Source organism: Enterobacter wuhouensis (assembly GCF_004331265.1).
GTDB lineage: Bacteria > Pseudomonadota > Gammaproteobacteria > Enterobacterales > Enterobacteriaceae > Enterobacter > Enterobacter wuhouensis.
Genome location: NZ_SJOO01000002.1, coordinates 582,528 through 600,617, shown reverse-complemented (window position 1 = coordinate 600,617; position 18,090 = coordinate 582,528). Strand labels below are relative to the sequence as shown.

The window sequence follows — 18,090 nt, the reverse complement described above, 5'->3', positions numbered from 1 at the left end:
ATGACAGGAGTGTGACGCGTGCTGGAACGTCTGTCATGGAAAAGGCTCGTCTTTGAACTGATCCTATGCTGTATTCCGGCCTTCATTCTGGGGGCCTTTCTTGGACATCTGCCCTGGTTTTTGCTGGCATCGGTTACGGGATTACTGATCTGGCATTTCTGGAACCTGCTGCGCCTTTCCTGGTGGCTGTGGGTCGACAGAAGTATGACGCCCCCGCCGGGAAGCGGGAGCTGGGAGCCGCTCTTATACGGTCTGCACCAGATGCAGATGCGTAATAAAAAGCGCCGCCGCGAGCTGGGAAGCCTGATCAAGCGTTTCCGCAGCGGCGCGGAGTCGCTGCCGGATGCGGTCATTCTGACCACAGAAGAGGGCACCATCTTCTGGTGTAACGGCCTGGCACAGCAGCTTCTTGGCCTGCGCTGGCCGGACGATAACGGACAGAACATCCTCAACCTTCTGCGCTATCCGGAGTTCACGCTGTATCTGAAAAAGCGTGACTTTACCCGACCGCACAATCTGAAGCTCAATAATGGCCGCCACCTGGAAATTCGCGTGATGCCCTACAGCGATCGGCAGTGGCTGATGGTGGCGCGCGATGTAACCCAGATGCACCAGCTGGAAGGGGCGCGGCGTAACTTCTTTGCCAACGTTAGCCACGAGCTGCGCACGCCGCTGACGGTGCTTCAGGGCTACCTGGAGATGATGCAGGAGCAAACGCTGGAAGGGGCGCCGCGCGAGAAAGCGCTGCACACCATGCGTGAGCAAACGCACCGGATGGAAGGGTTGGTTAAGCAGCTGCTTACGCTTTCGAAAATTGAGGCAGCGCCTTCGCTCGCGCTGACTGACACCATCGACGTGCCGATGATGCTGCGGGTTGTTGAGCGTGAAGCGCAGACGCTCAGCCATAAAAAACACGAGCTTACCTTTGAGGTTGATAACAGTCTCAAGGTACTTGGTAGCGAAGATGAGTTGCGCAGCGCTGTCTCCAATCTGGTATATAACGCGGTGAACCATACGCCGGAAGGGACGCATATTCGGGTGCGCTGGCAGCATACGTCGACGGGCGCGGAGTTTAGCGTTGAGGACAACGGGCCGGGCATTTCCCCAGAGCATATTCCACGCCTGACCGAGCGCTTTTATCGCGTGGATAAGGCGCGATCCCGGCAGACAGGAGGGAGTGGCCTGGGGCTGGCGATTGTGAAACATGCCGTGAACCACCATGAAAGCCGTCTTGATATACAGAGCACGGTGGGGAAGGGAACCCGCTTTAGCTTCGTCATCCCGGAACGATTAATTGCCAAAAAGATCGCCTGACGGCAGGCGTGTCATTTTACCTTTCCACAGGCCAGCGCACGCTGGCCTGTTTGCTTTGCGGTCAAGCGAAACGCGAGTGAATTTTATACGGCTGATGCTTTTTTGTTCGCATGATTAGCCATACGTTTTTCTTATAACTGGCGTATTATGCTGGTCTGTATTTTCATGCTGGCATATTGTTCTGGTTTTACGATCCCTCCTTGCCTTTAAACGTTATAAGCGTTTAAATTGCCCCCCATATACTGTCAGACCGACTGTATTTGCGTGGTAAATCGAAAAACTATTCTTCGCCACGCCAGGACGGGAGTATATCCCGCTGAAATTGAGTAAATTTCCGCTGTATTGTCCCGCGAGGGATGGCGAAATTCTCAACGTTTTCAACACCACATCCACAGGCAGTAAGGTTTTATGACCCATCACTTAAAATCGCGTGACATCATCGCGCTGGGCTTTATGACATTTGCGCTGTTCGTTGGCGCAGGTAACATCATTTTCCCTCCAATGGTTGGCTTACAGGCGGGTGAACACGTCTGGACCGCCGCGTTTGGTTTCCTGATTACTGCCGTGGGCCTGCCGGTCCTCACCGTTGTTGCGCTGGCGAAAGTCGGCGGCGGCGTGGACAGTCTCAGCACCCCGATTGGCAAAGTGGCTGGCGTTCTGCTGGCGACCGTCTGCTATCTGGCCGTTGGCCCGCTGTTTGCGACTCCGCGCACGGCGACCGTCTCCTTCGAAGTGGGGATCGCTCCCCTGACCGGTGACGGCGCGATGCCGCTGTTTATCTACAGCCTGGTGTACTTCGCGATCGTGATTCTGGTCTCCCTCTATCCTGGCAAGCTGCTGGATACCGTGGGTAACTTCCTGGCTCCACTGAAAATCGTCGCGCTGATCGTGCTGGCGGTTGCCGCTATCGTCTGGCCAGCCGGTCCTATCAGCACGGCGATGAATGCGTACCAGAACGCGGCCTTTTCTAACGGCTTCGTTAACGGCTACCTGACCATGGATACGCTGGGCGCGATGGTGTTTGGTATCGTTATCGTTAACGCCGCGCGTTCTCGCGGCGTGACCGAAGCGCGCCTGCTGACCCGCTATACCATCTGGGCTGGCCTGATGGCCGGTGTTGGCCTGACGCTCCTGTATCTGGCGCTGTTCCGCCTGGGCTCTGATAGCGCAACGCTGGTTGATCAGAATGCGAACGGTGCGGCTATCCTGCACGCTTACGTTCAGCACACCTTTGGCGGTGCGGGCAGTATGCTGCTGGCCGTGCTGATCTTCCTGGCGTGTCTGGTGACGGCGGTTGGCCTGACCTGCGCTTGCGCAGAGTTCTTTGCCCAGTATCTGCCGCTCTCTTACCGCACGCTGGTGTTTATCCTCGGCATCTTCTCTATGGCGGTGTCGAACCTCGGTCTGAGCCACCTGATCCAGGTCTCTATTCCGGTGCTGACGGCCATCTATCCGCCGTGCATCGTGCTGGTGGTGCTGAGCTTTACCCGTCCATGGTGGAACAACGCGTCGCGAATTATTGCGCCAGCCATGTTCATTAGCCTGATTTTTGGTATCCTTGACGGAATTAAAGCATCGGCCTTCGCAGAAATCCTGCCCGCCTGGACACAGCGTCTGCCGCTCTCCGAGCAGGGCCTGGCCTGGCTGATGCCTACCGTTGTTGCGCTGGTTCTGGCGATTATCTGGGACCGTGCTGCAGGGCGTGAGGTTGCATCGAACGCCCATTAATCAACGGCAACAAACTGTTTAACCACGGGGCTTAAGGCCCCGTGGTTTTTTGTTTTTTTCGTGTTGAATGGCAAGATTTAAATGGAAAGCACTAACAAACTTAAACGTGGGCTAAGCACGCGCCACATCCGCTTTATGGCGCTGGGCTCTGCTATCGGTACCGGCCTTTTTTATGGCTCGGCAGATGCCATCAAAATGGCCGGTCCAAGCGTGCTGCTGGCCTATATTATCGGCGGCGTGGCGGCCTATATCATCATGCGCGCGCTGGGTGAGATGTCGGTTCATAACCCGTCCGCCAGCTCTTTCTCCCGCTATGCGCAGGAAAACCTGGGCCCGCTGGCCGGCTTTATCACCGGCTGGACCTACTGCTTTGAAATCCTGATAGTGGCGATTGCCGACGTGACCGCGTTTGGGATTTATATGGGCGTGTGGTTCCCGGCGGTGCCGCACTGGATATGGGTGCTGAGCGTGGTGCTGATCATCTGCGCCGTCAACCTGATGAGCGTGAAGGTGTTTGGTGAGCTGGAGTTCTGGTTCTCGTTCTTCAAAGTTGCGACCATTATCATCATGATCCTCGCCGGTTTCGGCATCATCATCTGGGGCATCGGTAACGGCGGCCAGCCGACCGGCATCCATAACCTGTGGAGCAACGGCGGCTTCTTCAGCAACGGCTGGCTCGGCATGGTGATGTCGCTACAGATGGTGATGTTCGCCTACGGCGGCATCGAGATCATCGGCATTACCGCCGGTGAAGCGAAAGACCCGGAGAAATCCATTCCGCGCGCCATCAACTCCGTGCCGATGCGCATTCTGGTGTTCTACGTGGGGACGCTGTTCGTGATCATGTCCATCTACCCGTGGAACCAGGTCGGCACCAACGGTAGCCCGTTTGTACTGACCTTCCAGCATATGGGCATCGCCTTTGCCGCCAGCATTCTGAACTTTGTGGTGCTGACCGCGTCGCTTTCCGCGATCAACAGCGACGTGTTCGGCGTGGGCCGCATGCTGCACGGCATGGCGGAGCAGGGCAGCGCGCCTAAGGTGTTTGCCAAAACCTCACGCCGCGGAACGCCGTGGGTGACGGTCGTGGTGATGACCGTGGCGCTGCTGTTCTCGGTCTACCTGAACTACATCATGCCGGAGAACGTCTTCCTGGTGATTGCGTCCCTGGCGACCTTCGCGACGGTGTGGGTGTGGATCATGATCCTGCTTTCGCAGATTGCGTTCCGCCGCCGTCTGTCGCCGGAAGAGGCCAAAGCGCTGAAGTTCAAAGTGCCGGGCGGCGTGCCGACGACCATCGTCGGCCTGATCTTCCTGGTCTTTATTATTGGCCTGATTGGCTACCATCCGGATACCCGCATCTCTCTGTACGTGGGCTTCGCGTGGATCGTCCTGCTGCTGGTGGGCTGGATGTTTAAGCGCCGTCGCGACCGTCAGCTGGCAGAAGCGCAGTAATCTTTTTTCTCCCTCTCCCTGTGGGAGAGGGAATTTTGCCTCATCCTCCTTTCTCCTCCCCCAATAATCCCGAACGTGATGAGCTATCCTTAACCACCCTGTGGCAAGGTGACGTCAATTTCATCAAAGGGGATTCGTGATGTTAAATGCCTGGCACCTTCCGGTTGCCCCGTTTGTTAAGCAAAACAAAGACAACCTTGTGATCACGCTCTGGCTGGCGGGGGAAAATCAGCCTGAACGCGTGACCCTCCGCGCCGAAATCGATAATGAAGAAACGTCGCTCAAGATGCATAAACAGCGCAGCCAGCCGCAGCCGGGCGTGACGGCGTGGCGGGCGAATATCGACCTGCGCAGCGGGCAGCCGCGCCGCCGTTACGGCTTCAAGCTGCTGTGGAACAACCGTCAGCTGTGGTTTACCCCGCAGGGGTTCAGCCGGTTTCCCCCTGCGCGGCTGGAGCAATTTGCCGTCGACTTCCCGGACAATGGGCCGCAGTGGGTTAACGATCAGGTGTTTTACCAGATTTTCCCGGACCGCTTTGCGCGCAGCGAAAAACGCACTGCAGCTCAGGACAAGGTCTATTACCACCATGCGGCCGGTCATGACGTCATCCTGAAAAAATGGGATGAACCGGTGACCGCCCAGGCCGGTGGCTCGACCTTTTACGGCGGCGATCTCGACGGCATCAGCGAAAAACTTCCCTACCTGAAAACGCTCGGCGTGACGGCGCTGTACCTGAACCCGGTATTTAAAGCGCCAAGCGTGCACAAATACGATACTCAGGATTATCGCCACGTTGACGAACAGTTTGGCGGCGATGAGGCGCTGCTGCGCCTGCGTGAGAACACTACAAACGCGGGCATGCGCCTGATACTGGATGGCGTGTTTAACCACAGCGGCGACTCTCACGCCTGGTTTGATCGCCATAACCAGTCGATGGGGGGCGCGTGCCATAACCCGGACTCGCCGCAGCGCGACTGGTACAGCTTCAACGACGAGGGGCGCGCGCTCGACTGGCTCGGCTATGCCAGCCTGCCAAAGCTCGATTTCCAGTCACCCACGCTCGTGAATGAAATTTACGGCGGGGAGGACAGCATTGTGCGTCACTGGCTGAGTGCGCCGTGGAACATGGACGGCTGGCGTCTGGACGTGGTGCATATGCTCGGCGAAGCGGGCGGGGCGCGAAACAATCTTCAGCACGTCGCGGGCATTACCCGTTCCGCAAAACAGGCTCAGCCGGAGGCGTTCGTCTTTGGCGAGCACTTCGGCGACGCTCGGCAGTGGCTGCAGAACGATGCGGAGGATGCGTCGATGAACTATCGCGGGTTTACCTTCCCGCTGTGGGGATTCCTCGCTAACACCGATATTTCTTACGATCCCAATCATATCGACGCCGAAACCTGCATGGCGTGGATGGACAACTACCGGGCCGGCCTGTCGCACCAGCAGCAGCTGCGGATGTTTAACCAGCTCGATAGCCACGACACCGCGCGCTTTAAATCCCTGCTTGGCAAGGATGTGGCGCGTCTGCCGCTGGCAGTGACCTGGCTCTTCACCTGGCCGGGCGTGCCGTGCATCTATTATGGAGACGAAGTGGGGCTGGATGGGAATAACGATCCGTTCTGCCGCAAAACCTTCCCGTGGGAGCCAGAGAAGCAGGACAAGGTGCTGTTCAGCCTGTACCAGCGCATGGCTACGCTGCGCAAGCAGAATCAGGCTTTGCGCTACGGCGGCTGCCAGGTGGTTTATGCCCACGACAACGTGGTGGTGTTTGCCCGCGTCTACAACCAGCAGCGCGTGCTGGTGGCGATTAATCGGGGTGAGGCCTGTGAAGTGGTGCTGGACGACTCGCCGCTGCTCAACGTGAAGGCGTGGCAGCTGAAGGAGGGCAAGGGCACGATTCAGGAAGGGATACTCTCGTTGCCCGCTATTTCCGCCTCCGTCTGGTTCGGGAACTGATCGGCAACAAACAAAAAGGCCCGCATAAGCGGGCCTTTTTCGTAAACCGTGCCGATTACAGGCTGGATACGTTCTCGGACAGGTATTTAGCCACGCCGTCTGGAGACGCGTTCATACCTTCTTTACCTTTTTCCCACTGAGCCGGGCACACTTCGCCGTGCTCTTCGTGGAACTGCAGCGCGTCAACCATGCGCAGCATTTCGTCGATGTTACGACCCAGCGGCAGATCGTTCACAACCTGGTGACGAACGATGCCGTTTGCGTCGATCAGGAAGGAACCACGCAGCGCAACGCCAGCGTCCGGATGTTCGATACCGTAAGCCTGCTGGATTTCGCGTTTGATGTCCGCAACCATTGCGTATTTCACCGCACCGATGCCGCCGTTGTCGACAGGGGTGTTACGCCATGCGTTGTGTACAAATTCAGAGTCGAAGGAGACGCCAACAACTTCTACGCCACGCTTCTGGAATTCTTCATAACGTTTGTCGAATGCGATCAGCTCAGACGGGCAAACGAAAGTGAAGTCCATTGGCCAGAAGAACAGAACGGTCGCTTTACCGTTGGTGTGCTGTTTGAAGTTGAAGTTTTCAACGATTTCACCGTTGCCCAGAACTGCTGCAGCTGTAAAATCCGGAGCCGGACGAGTTACCAGAACCATATGATTCTCCTGTAGATACTAAGGTTATTTGGAACGCAACGCGGGCCAGTATAGAGAGTGTTCGGGAATAAGACAAAGAGGTGGCGACAATCGTTCAATAAGATTTCGCCTATCAATATAAATAGAGTCACAGCAGTTTGTTTTTCGCCTGCGCCATCATGCGCGGATAAAACTGCCAGAAGCGCGTTTCCAGCGCGTCGTAATGTGTATCCAGGTCGTGCCAGGAGTCGCGCAGCGCGTCCAGACGCGGGCGACGGCTCGCCATCCCATTCAACACGTTCTGAATGAAATCCATCTCGCCGTAGCGCTCCAGCCAGCGTTCGGACCAGAGATAGTTGTTCAGATTCACAAAGCGCGGCGGCGAGTCGGGCAGGATGATCGACACCTGCTGGCGGGCATAGCGCACAAAATCCGGCAAGGGCATCTCCGGCGACAGTTGTTCCCAGTGGCGCGACAGAAAATGGTCCCACATCACATCGAGCGTGATCGGCGCAACGCGGCGCGTTTCGGGGCGGAACCAGGCTTTAGCCTCCGTCACCTCCGGCAGGTTATCGGTCAACACGTCGATGCGGCGGTGCATAAAAATCCCGTCGACAACCTCGGGGGAATAGTCCTCCGCGGGGTTACCGCGTACAAAATCGGCCAGCAAATTGCCCGAAAGTGAGCTGTCGGCGAGGTGAGCGAGATGCAGGTGAGCGAGAAAATTCATGCGTTTTATTTGTCCGGAAGCGGCTAGTTGTTGCAGCAAAAGGGTGTGAGCACTAGACTATGCCGCCTGTTTTTAAGTCACGAGTATACGTCATGCGCGTCGCCGATTTCTCCTTTGAACTACCCGAATCCCTGATTGCTCACTATCCCATGCCTGAGCGCAGCAGCTGTCGCTTGCTGTCACTGGACGGGCCTACGGGCGAGCTGACGCACGGTACTTTCACCGATTTGCTCGACAAGCTCAACCCTGGAGATCTGCTGGTCTTTAACAATACCCGCGTGATCCCGGCACGCCTGTTTGGCCGTAAAGCCAGCGGCGGCAAGATTGAAGTGCTGGTCGAACGTATGCTCGATGATAAACGTATTCTGGCACATATTCGCGCCTCCAAGGCGCCGAAGCCGGGTGCCGAACTGCTGCTGGGCGATGACGAGAGCATTAAGGCGACCATGACCGCACGTCACGACGCGCTGTTCGAGGTGGAATTCCACGACGAGCGCACGGTGCTCGATATCCTGAACGCCATCGGCCACATGCCGCTGCCGCCGTACATTGAGCGCCCGGACGAAGAGGCCGACCGCGAGCTGTATCAGACCGTCTACAGCCAGAAGCCTGGCGCGGTGGCGGCACCGACTGCGGGCCTGCACTTTGACGAGCCGCTGCTGGAAAAACTGCGCGCGAAAGGGGTTGAGATGGCGTTCGTGACGCTGCACGTCGGCGCGGGGACCTTCCAGCCGGTGCGCGTGGACAGCATCGAAGACCACATCATGCACTCTGAATACGCCGAAGTGCCGCAGGAGGTCGTGGATGCGGTGCTGGCGGCAAAAGGCCGCGGTAGCCGCGTGATTGCCGTCGGGACCACGTCCGTGCGCTCGCTTGAGAGCGCCGCGCAGGCCGCAAAAACGGATTTAATCGAGCCGTTCTTTGGCGATACGCAGATCTTTATCTACCCGGGCTATCAGTACAAAGTGATTGACGCGCTGGTGACCAACTTCCATCTGCCTGAATCGACGCTGATTATGCTGGTTTCCGCCTTCGCCGGTTATCAGCATACGATGAACGCCTACAAGTCTGCGGTAGAACAAAAATATCGCTTTTTTAGCTACGGGGACGCGATGTTTATCACGTACAATCCGCTGGCTTTGAATGAGCGTGTCGGGGAATAACTCCGCGGCACCGTTTTACAACGTTGGACTGTTTTTCTGACGTCGGAGAAAAAATGAAATTTGAACTCGATACCACCGATGGCCGCGCGCGTCGCGGTCGCCTGGTGTTTGATCGCGGCGTGGTGGAAACCCCCGCGTTTATGCCTGTGGGCACCTACGGCACCGTAAAAGGGATGACGCCGGAAGAAGTTGAAGCCACTGGCGCACAGATTATCCTCGGCAACACCTTCCACCTGTGGCTGCGTCCGGGTCAGGAGATCATGAAGCTCCATGGCGACCTGCACGACTTCATGCAGTGGAAAGGCCCCATCCTGACCGACTCCGGCGGCTTCCAGGTCTTCAGCCTGGGCGATATTCGTAAGATCACCGAAAAGGGCGTTCACTTCCGTAACCCGATCAACGGCGATCCGATTTTCCTCGATCCGGAAAAATCGATGGAGATTCAGTACGATCTCGGCTCCGACATCGTGATGATCTTCGACGAATGCACGCCGTACCCGGCGGACTGGGATTACGCCAAACGTTCCATGGAGATGTCCCTGCGCTGGGCACAGCGTAGCCGCGACCGTTTTGACTCCTTACAGAACAAAAATGCGCTGTTCGGTATCATCCAGGGCAGCGTTTACGAAGATTTACGCGATATCTCCGTTAAAGGTCTGGTAGAGATAGGCTTTGATGGCTACGCTGTCGGCGGTTTGGCTGTGGGTGAGCCGAAGGAAGATATGCACCGCATTCTGGAGCATGTCTGCCCGCAAATCCCGGCGGACAAACCACGATACCTGATGGGTGTGGGGAAACCAGAAGACCTGGTGGAAGGCGTTCGTCGCGGCATTGATATGTTCGACTGCGTGATGCCAACCCGTAACGCGCGTAACGGCCATCTGTTCGTGACCGACGGCGTGGTAAAAATCCGTAACGCGAAGCATAAGAGTGACACCAGCCCGCTCGATTCCGAGTGCGATTGCTATACCTGTCGCAATTATTCCCGCGCGTATTTGCATCATCTCGATCGTTGCAACGAGATTTTGGGCGCGCGTCTCAATACCATTCATAATCTTCGTTATTATCAGCGCTTAATGGCTGGTTTACGTAAGGCTATCGAAGAGGGTAAATTAGAGAGCTTCGTGACCGATTTCTACCAACGTCAGGGCCGGGATGTCCCACCTTTGAACGTTGATTAATTTTAATAATGAGGGAATTTGAATGAGCTTTTTTATTTCTGATGCGGTAGCAGCAACAGGCGCTCCAGCGCAGGGCAGCCCAATGTCTCTGATTCTGATGCTGGTTGTGTTCGGTCTGATCTTCTACTTCATGATCCTGCGTCCACAGCAGAAGCGCACCAAAGAGCACAAAAACCTGATGAACTCCATTGCGAAAGGCGATGAAGTGCTGACCAACGGTGGCCTGGTCGGTCGCGTGACCAAAGTAGCTGAAAGCGGCTACATTGCTATCGCTCTGAACGATACCACTGAAGTGGTTATCAAACGTGACTTCGTAGCTGCCGTTCTGCCGAAAGGCACCATGAAGGCGCTGTAATCCCAACTTTTCCCAAAGGGAACTGCCGTGTTAAACCGTTATCCTTTGTGGAAGTACATCATGCTGGTCGTCGTGATTATCGTCGGCCTGCTGTACGCGCTTCCCAACCTGTATGGTGAGGATCCGGCCGTTCAAATCACTGGCGCGCGCGGTGTCGCCGCCAGTGAGCAAACGCTGATCCAGGTCCAGAAAACGTTACAAGAAGAAAAAATTACCGCTAAGTCTGTGGCACTGGAAGAGGGCGCAATTCTTGCTCGCTTCGACACCACCGACACGCAGCTCCGCGCCCGTGAAGCGCTGATGGGCGTGCTGGGTGATAAATACGTCGTGGCGCTTAACCTTGCTCCTGCAACCCCACGTTGGCTGGCTGCGCTGAACGCAGAGCCAATGAAACTCGGTCTTGACCTGCGTGGTGGCGTTCACTTCCTGATGGAAGTGGATATGGATACCGCGCTCGGCAAGCTGCAGGAACAGAATATCGACAGCCTGCGCAGCGATCTGCGCGACAAAGGCATCGCGTACACTACCGTGCGCAAAGAAGATAACTACGGCATGAGCATCACCTTCCGCGACAGCGCGGCGCGTGACCAGGCTGTGACCTATCTGTCTCAGCGTCACCGCGATCTGGTGATCACCTCTCAGGGCAGCAACCAGCTGCGTGCGGTGATGACGGATGCGCGTCTGAGCGAAGCGCGTGAATACGCCGTTCAGCAGAACATCAACATTCTGCGTAACCGTGTAAACCAGCTGGGCGTGGCCGAGCCGCTGGTACAGCGTCAGGGTGCTGACCGTATCGTGGTGGAACTGCCGGGTATCCAGGATACCGCGCGTGCGAAAGAGATTCTGGGTGCGACTGCAACCCTGGAATTCCGTCTGGTTAACTCCAACGTCGATCAGTCTGCTGCCGCCTCTGGCCGTATCCCGGGCGACTCCGAAGTGAAACAGACCCGCGAAGGTCAGCCGGTTGTGCTGTACAAACGCGTGATCCTGACCGGTGACCACATCACCGACTCCACTTCAAGCCAGGATGAGTACAACCAGCCGCAGGTTAACATCTCGCTGGATAGCGCGGGCGGTAACATCATGTCTAACTTCACCAAGGACAACATCGGCAAACCGATGGCGACCCTGTTCGTGGAGTACAAGGACAGCGGTAAGAAAGATGCCAACGGCCGTGCGGTGCTGGTGAAAGAGGAAGAGGTGATTAACATCGCCAACATCCAGTCTCGTCTGGGTAACAGCTTCCGCATCACCGGTATCAGCAACCCGAACGAAGCGCGTCAGCTCTCGCTGCTGCTGCGTGCCGGTGCGCTGATTGCGCCAATTCAGATTGTGGAAGAACGTACCATCGGTCCAACCCTGGGTATGCAGAACATCAAACAGGGTCTGGAAGCGTGTCTGGCCGGTCTGGTGGTGTCCATCCTCTTCATGATCTTCTTCTACAAGAAGTTTGGTCTGATTGCGACCTCTGCGCTGGTGGCGAACCTGGTGCTGATTATCGGTATCATGTCCCTGCTGCCGGGGGCGACGCTAACCATGCCGGGTATTGCGGGTATCGTGCTTACCCTTGCGGTGGCGGTCGACGCCAACGTACTGATAAACGAACGTATTAAAGAAGAGCTAAGCAACGGTCGTTCTGTGCAGCAGGCGATTGAAGAAGGCTATAAAGGCGCGTTCAGCTCCATCTTCGATGCGAACGTAACAACACTGATTAAGGTTCTTATCCTGTATGCAGTGGGTACTGGCGCGATCAAAGGCTTTGCGATTACTACCGGTATCGGTGTCGCAACGTCGATGTTTACCGCTATTGTCGGCACCCGTGCCATCGTGAACCTGCTGTACGGCGGCAAGCGCGTCAAAAAGCTGTCTATCTGAGGAGTGCGTTGTGGCACAGGAATATACTGTTGAACAATTGAACCATGGCCGTAAAGTCTGGGACTTTATGCGCTGGGACTACTGGGCCTTCGGCATTTCAGGTTTTCTGCTGATTCTGTCCATCGTCATAATGGGCGTGAAGGGCTTTAACTGGGGTCTCGATTTTACCGGTGGTACGGTGATTGAAATCACCCTGGAAAAACCGGTCGATATGGACGAAATGCGTCTGTCTCTGCAGAAAGCGGGCTTCGAAGAGCCGCTGCTGCAGAACTTCGGCAGCAGCCGTGACATCATGGTGCGTATGCCGCCGGTGCACGATGCTAACGGCAGCCAGGAGCTGGGCAGCAAGGTCGTACAGGTTATTAACGAAACGACCAGCCAGGATGCAACGGTTAAGCGTATTGAGTTCGTCGGCCCGAGCGTGGGTGCGGACCTGGCGCAGACCGGTGCAATGGCGCTGATGGTGGCGCTGATCTCCATCCTGATTTATGTCGGTTTCCGCTTCGAGTGGCGACTGGCGGCAGGCGTGGTTATCGCGCTGGCGCACGACGTGGTGATCACCATGGGCATACTGTCTCTGTTCCATATTGAGATTGACCTGACGATTGTGGCATCCCTGATGTCCGTTATCGGTTACTCACTGAACGACAGTATCGTGGTATCTGACCGTATTCGTGAAAACTTCCGTAAGATCCGTCGCGGTACGCCGTACGAAATCTTCAACGTGTCGTTGACCCAGACGCTGCACCGTACGTTGATCACATCGGGTACCACCTTGATGGTTATCCTGATGCTGTTCCTCTTCGGTGGCCCGGTACTGGAAGGCTTCTCGCTGACCATGCTGATTGGTGTGTCTATCGGTACGGCGTCGTCCATCTACGTGGCGTCCGCACTGGCACTGAAACTCGGCATGAAGCGCGAGCATCTGCTCCAGCAGAAAGTCGAAAAAGAAGGGGCGGATCAGCCGTCAATTCTGCCGTAAGACATCGTCAGAAGCGTTATCGAAATCCCGGTCTATTGACCGGGATTTTTTTTGCCTGCTCCTGACAAACACTCCTGACAGTATGCTGTCAGGAGCCCTGTCGTAGACTCCTTCTGAACCCAAACAACAGGCAGGAGTGATTATGAAAAGTGTGATTAACTGGTTTGAAATTCCGGTCGCTGATATAGATCGCGCCATTACGTTTTACGAGCCGGTGATGCAGGTTACGCTGCGTCGCGAGAAAATGGACGTTGCAGATCTGGCGATTTTCCCGCACGAAGATCCGGCGACCGGCGGCGCGCTGGCAAAATTTGACGGTATTACGCCTTCAACACAGGGCGCTATTATTTACCTGCATACTGACAGTCTGGCGGCCACGCTCGATCGAATCGCCTCGGCGGGCGGTGAGTGCGTGTTTGGCCCGCTTGAATTGCCAAACGGCATTGGTACTATCGCTTTGTTTACCGACTGCGAAGGTAACCGCGTCGGCCTCCATCAACCTGCCTGAGAGCGGATTCATACATGACCCGACGCGCTGACCGTTTATTTCAGATTGTGCAGATCCTGCGGGGCAGGCGTCTGACAACGGCAGCGCATCTGGCGGAGAGGCTTGGCGTGTCAGAGCGCACGGTCTACCGCGATATCCGCGACCTGTCTCTCTCTGGCGTGCCGGTAGAGGGAGAGGCGGGAAGCGGATATCGGCTGATGTCGGGCTTTGATTTACCGCCGCTGATGCTGACCAACAAAGAGTCTGAGGCGCTGATTGTCGCAATTCGCCTGCTTAAAACCTGGGGAGGCGAATCGCTGTCGCGCGAGCTGGAGTCTGCCCAGGAGAAGGTGCTGGCGATCCTGCCGGAGGAAAGCAGGCGCAAGGCTGAGCAGACGCGGATCTACGCGCCGGACATTGCGCTTCAGCCCCATTCGCGCAGCGGGTTTGATGTGATCCATCAGGCGATATCCGCCCAGCGCGTGCTGGCGCTGCATTATCGTGATGAGGCCGGGCAGCTTTCAAAGCGCGAGGTTCAGCCGCTGGGGCTGTTCTTCTGGGGCGAGCACTGGCTGCTGGCCGCATGGTGCGAACGGCGCGATGACTACCGCTGCTTCCGGCTCGACAGATGTTTGAATATCGCATTGACGGAAAGACGCTTTAGCGAGAGTGCGGACAGGTCTTTGGCGGATTTTTTACGGAAGGTTAAGCGGTAAAAAGCCAGCTTTTGAGCTGGCTTTTTTGCCCGGCGGCGCTGCGCTTGCACGGGCCTACAGGTTTTGTAGGCCGGGTAAGGCGTAGCCGCCACCCGGCACCAACCACAAGGTTAGAAGTTATAACCTACAACCAGGTAACCACCCCAACCGGTAGAACGGACGTTTTCTTTCATCCAGCTCAGGTCGGCGTCGTCATTCCACTGGCCGCCGTTGTGCCAGTAACGCGCGACGACAGAGTAGTGCCAGTGATCGTAGTTCAGCGCCAGGATATGGCTTGAGGCGATAGAGTCGTTGGTACGCTGCTTGATGCCGTTCTCTGCGTAAGCACTCTTGTCGCCCAGGTCTGAACCCCAGTCAAAGTTGGTGAAGCCGATGTAGCTCAGGTTACCGCCCCACAGCTGGGTGATTGGCACAAAGTACTTCACTTTGAAACGGTAGCCGTCCCAGTCGTTTTCGTTCTCAGCACCGTAGTTCTGCCACTGGTATTTCGCGTACACGTTCATGGACAGGCTCATCGGCAGGCCGGTGTCGATGTCGGTACCCAGACCCATATACCAGGTGCTCTGACGACCGGACTTGTTACGGCCCATGTCGTAGATGTAGTTGTTGGCGAAATACCACTCTTTAAACGGACCAAAGCTCAGGTCTGCACCGGTCAGCTTGTCGATGGAGAAGCGCGGTTCAATTTCCATGAACAGCGGGGAACCGTGGTTCCAGATGCCTTTCGCGTCGGTGTTACCGCCGAAGAAGACCGGTGCATCCATATAGCCATAGAAATCAAACCAGTCTTTCTTGGCGAACGCTTCGTATTCCAGGTAGGTATCGTTGCGGATCTGAGGTCCGAAACGGGTGTGGTAGCTGCCTACCACGTTAACGCTCTGGTGCCACCAGTCGGAGAGGTATTGTGGTTTATCGTTTTCCGCTGCGTTAACAGTGAAGGAGGTGGAAAGTGCCAGTACTGCACCGGCTGCGAGTAATGTTTTTTTCATAATCATGCCACTGATTGAAATTCCCTTCCGGGAGTGAAAAATGCGCGATTTGCGTATCAAAATATTTCGTGTTTGTGCGGAGCCTATTATAGGAATCCCTGCTCACAAAAATATGTGTTGTTTCACATATCTCTCACGCACGTAATCGATTGCGTTCACGTTTGCGTACTTTAAACGGCGGGGATTGTAACGGCAATCATTTATGTTGCCAATCTTTGCGGGATGTAAATGTTAGCGGAGTGACATTGCACTCCGCTAAGAAGGAGGGAAATTACTGCGCTGCGGGCTGAATATCGTGGATGCGAATAAAGCCCAGCTGGTCCGGCGTTAGGCCGCTAAGCTGAACCGGGATATCAACGTCGCTCGGTGCAAGAGTGCTCGCCGGAGCGGTGAACAGCTGGTTCTTCACGTTCACTTCCTGGTAATTCTCCGTCGTGCCCTGAATCTGCCCCCACTCTACGGTGCCGCTAAAGGCGGGCAGGGGATCGTTCGATTCCCCCTGAATGCGTAATGTTGCGCGAGTACCATCCGCGTTTGCTGCAACATTCACCAGGGACATCTTTAAGGTGCCGATCTGGCTGTTCAGGCGTGCAGGCGTATTGGCACCGGGCAGGAGGTAAACCCCGCTGCTGGACTTCGCATTCAGCGCATTTTGCTGGGTAATCTTGACGGTTTCTTTGTTCAGCTTGTCCATCGCCGTATTCAGCGTGTTCACGCTTTGTTTCATCTGGCGAACTTCGGTCTGCTGTGCGCAGGCGCTAAGGGTGAAGAGGCTCCCCACCAGCAAAATTTTCAGGTAACGTCTTGTCATTGCGTTTATTTCCTTGAAATAACGGATCTTCGTTATGGTAGCCAGCCTCGCAATGAAAGACATAGATCCTTTGTCTCAAAAAGCTCTTCCTTTGTTGTCAGGCCAGATCAGGGTAAAATGAAAGTCAGTTAACCGGATAACAGGGATACCGTATGCATTGCCCATTCTGCTCCGCTGTGGATACCAAAGTCATCGACTCTCGCCTGGTGGGCGAAGGGTCCTCCGTACGCCGCCGTCGGCAGTGTCTGGTGTGCAACGAGCGTTTCACGACCTTTGAAGTCGCCGAGCTGGTGATGCCTCGCGTGGTAAAAAGCAACGACGTGCGCGAGCCGTTTAACGAAGAGAAGCTGCGCAGCGGGATGCTCAAGGCCCTGGAAAAACGACCGGTCAGTGCGGACGACGTCGAAATGGCGTTAAACCATATTAAATCCCATCTCCGCGGTTTAGGGGAGCGCGAGGTGCCGAGCAAAATGATCGGCAACTTGGTGATGGAGCAGCTGAAAAAGCTCGATAAAGTCGCCTATATCCGCTTCGCCTCTGTGTACCGCAGCTTCGAAGATATCAAAGAGTTTGGCGAAGAGATCGCCCGCTTACAGGACTAAGCTCATGCAGGATGAGATTTACATGGCGCGAGCCATGAAGCTGGCGCAGCGCGGACGTTTTACGACCCATCCTAACCCGAACGTCGGGTGCGTCATTGTTAAAGATGGCGAGATTGTGGGCGAGGGTTATCACCATCGCGCGGGCGAGCCGCATGCCGAAGTACACGCGTTGCGCATGGCGGGCGAGAAGGCGCGCGGCGCGACGGCCTACGTCACGCTGGAGCCCTGCAGCCACCACGGGCGCACGCCGCCGTGCTGTGAAGCGCTTATTGCCGCAGGCGTATCGCGCGTGGTCGCCTCGATGCAGGACCCGAATCCTCAGGTGGCCGGGCGTGGCCTGTACCGCCTGCAGCAGGAAGGGATCGACGTCAGCCACGGCCTGATGATGCAGGACGCCGAAGCAATTAATAAAGGCTTCCTGAAGCGTATGCGCACCGGTTTCCCGTATATTCAGCTCAAGCTTGGCGCCTCGGTGGACGGTCGTACGGCAATGGCAAGCGGTGAAAGCCAGTGGATCACCTCTCCGCAGGCAAGGCGCGATGTGCAACGTCTGCGTGCGCAAAGTCATGCTATCCTCACCAGCAGTGAAACCGTTCTTGCTGACGATCCGGCGATGACCGTACGCTGGGACGAGCTGGGTGCCGATACCCAGGCGCTCTATCCGCAGGAAAACCTGCGCCAGCCGCTGCGTATTATTATCGATAGCCAGAACCGCGTGACGCCCGAGCACCGGATCGTGCAGCAGCCCGGCGAAACCTGGATTGCCCGCACCCGGGAAGATACGCGCGAATGGCCGGAAGGCGTGCGCAGCATCATGGTGCCAGAACACAACGGGCATCTGGATCTCGTGGTGCTGATGATGTTGCTCGGCAAGCAGCAGGTGAACAGTATCTGGGTAGAAGCCGGACCCACGCTGGCCGGTGCGCTGCTTCAGGCGGGGCTGGTGGACGAGCTTCTCGTTTACGTTGCGCCTAAACTGTTAGGCAACGATGCGCGCGGCCTGTTTGTGCTGCCCGGCCTTGAAAAACTGGCCGACGCACCACAGCTCAAATTCAGCGAGATTCGTCCGGTAGGTCCGGATGTCTGCCTCCATTTAACGACAGCGTAA

The 18,090-nt window shown here is 56.3% G+C and carries 17 protein-coding genes; 13 read left to right on the top strand and 4 right to left on the bottom strand.

Annotated features, from left to right (window positions below; translation table 11 throughout):
* The first annotated feature begins 18 nt into the window (after positions 1-18).
* From phoR to malZ, 4 genes are all read left to right on the top strand, one after another.
* Positions 19-1,314, top strand: a complete 1,296-nt coding sequence (phoR, locus tag E0L20_RS06910) for a phosphate regulon sensor histidine kinase PhoR (protein ID WP_131633297.1) — start codon at positions 19-21, stop codon at positions 1,312-1,314.
* Positions 1,315-1,722: 408 nt separating this feature from the next.
* Complete coding sequence (brnQ, locus tag E0L20_RS06900) at positions 1,723-3,042, top strand: branched-chain amino acid transporter carrier protein BrnQ (RefSeq protein WP_131633295.1); 1,320 nt, start codon at positions 1,723-1,725, stop codon at positions 3,040-3,042.
* An 81-nt stretch (positions 3,043-3,123) separates the two neighbouring features.
* Positions 3,124-4,497, top strand: a complete 1,374-nt coding sequence (gene proY / locus E0L20_RS06895) for a proline-specific permease ProY (RefSeq protein WP_131633294.1) — start codon at positions 3,124-3,126, stop codon at positions 4,495-4,497.
* Positions 4,498-4,636: 139 nt separating this feature from the next.
* The gene (gene malZ / locus E0L20_RS06890; RefSeq protein ID WP_131633293.1) at positions 4,637-6,454 is read left to right on the top strand and encodes a maltodextrin glucosidase; all 1,818 of its coding nucleotides are present in this window, start codon (positions 4,637-4,639) and stop codon (positions 6,452-6,454) included.
* 55 nt (positions 6,455-6,509) lie between these two features.
* Here malZ and E0L20_RS06885 read toward each other — a convergent pair whose 3' ends face one another.
* Both E0L20_RS06885 and acpH read right to left on the bottom strand, forming a co-directional pair.
* Positions 6,510-7,112: a peroxiredoxin gene (locus tag E0L20_RS06885; RefSeq protein ID WP_131633292.1), complete on the bottom strand. Its 603-nt coding sequence runs from the start codon at positions 7,110-7,112 to the stop codon at positions 6,510-6,512.
* 127 nt (positions 7,113-7,239) lie between these two features.
* The gene (gene acpH / locus E0L20_RS06880) at positions 7,240-7,821 is read right to left on the bottom strand and encodes an ACP phosphodiesterase (protein WP_131633291.1); all 582 of its coding nucleotides are present in this window, start codon (positions 7,819-7,821) and stop codon (positions 7,240-7,242) included.
* A 92-nt stretch (positions 7,822-7,913) separates the two neighbouring features.
* On the opposite strand from acpH, the gene queA reads away from it, so the two are divergent.
* From queA to E0L20_RS06845, 7 genes are all read left to right on the top strand, one after another.
* Positions 7,914-8,984 carry a tRNA preQ1(34) S-adenosylmethionine ribosyltransferase-isomerase QueA gene (gene queA, locus E0L20_RS06875; protein ID WP_131633290.1) on the top strand — a complete coding sequence of 357 codons (1,071 nt, stop codon included), beginning with the start codon at positions 7,914-7,916 and terminating at the stop codon, positions 8,982-8,984.
* A gap of 53 nt (positions 8,985-9,037) precedes the next feature.
* Complete coding sequence (tgt, locus tag E0L20_RS06870) at positions 9,038-10,165, top strand: tRNA guanosine(34) transglycosylase Tgt (RefSeq protein ID WP_089599266.1); 1,128 nt, start codon at positions 9,038-9,040, stop codon at positions 10,163-10,165.
* 22 nt (positions 10,166-10,187) lie between these two features.
* Complete coding sequence (yajC, locus tag E0L20_RS06865) at positions 10,188-10,520, top strand: preprotein translocase subunit YajC (protein WP_003021544.1); 333 nt, start codon at positions 10,188-10,190, stop codon at positions 10,518-10,520.
* A 27-nt stretch (positions 10,521-10,547) separates the two neighbouring features.
* Positions 10,548-12,395, top strand: coding sequence for a protein translocase subunit SecD (secD, locus tag E0L20_RS06860; protein WP_131633289.1), 1,848 nt, complete (start codon positions 10,548-10,550; stop codon positions 12,393-12,395).
* A gap of 10 nt (positions 12,396-12,405) precedes the next feature.
* Complete coding sequence (secF, locus tag E0L20_RS06855; RefSeq protein ID WP_131633288.1) at positions 12,406-13,377, top strand: protein translocase subunit SecF; 972 nt, start codon at positions 12,406-12,408, stop codon at positions 13,375-13,377.
* A 142-nt stretch (positions 13,378-13,519) separates the two neighbouring features.
* On the top strand, positions 13,520-13,885 hold the full coding sequence (locus E0L20_RS06850) for a VOC family protein (RefSeq protein WP_131633287.1): 366 nt from the start codon (positions 13,520-13,522) through the stop codon (positions 13,883-13,885).
* Positions 13,886-13,899: 14 nt separating this feature from the next.
* Positions 13,900-14,580, top strand: coding sequence for a helix-turn-helix transcriptional regulator (locus E0L20_RS06845; RefSeq protein WP_131633286.1), 681 nt, complete (start codon positions 13,900-13,902; stop codon positions 14,578-14,580).
* Between the two features lie 110 nt (positions 14,581-14,690).
* Here E0L20_RS06845 and E0L20_RS06840 read toward each other — a convergent pair whose 3' ends face one another.
* Positions 14,691-15,569, bottom strand: a complete 879-nt coding sequence (locus E0L20_RS06840; RefSeq protein ID WP_131633285.1) for a nucleoside-specific channel-forming protein Tsx — start codon at positions 15,567-15,569, stop codon at positions 14,691-14,693.
* A 271-nt stretch (positions 15,570-15,840) separates the two neighbouring features.
* A complete protein-coding gene (locus E0L20_RS06835) occupies positions 15,841-16,380 on the bottom strand; it encodes a SadB/YajI family lipoprotein (protein WP_131633284.1) in 540 nt (179 codons plus the stop codon).
* A 152-nt stretch (positions 16,381-16,532) separates the two neighbouring features.
* Between E0L20_RS06835 and nrdR the strand changes: the two genes are divergently transcribed.
* Positions 16,533-16,982: a transcriptional regulator NrdR gene (gene nrdR / locus E0L20_RS06830; protein ID WP_006176872.1), complete on the top strand. Its 450-nt coding sequence runs from the start codon at positions 16,533-16,535 to the stop codon at positions 16,980-16,982.
* A gap of 4 nt (positions 16,983-16,986) precedes the next feature.
* On the top strand, positions 16,987-18,090 hold the full coding sequence (ribD, locus tag E0L20_RS06825) for a bifunctional diaminohydroxyphosphoribosylaminopyrimidine deaminase/5-amino-6-(5-phosphoribosylamino)uracil reductase RibD (protein ID WP_131633283.1): 1,104 nt from the start codon (positions 16,987-16,989) through the stop codon (positions 18,088-18,090).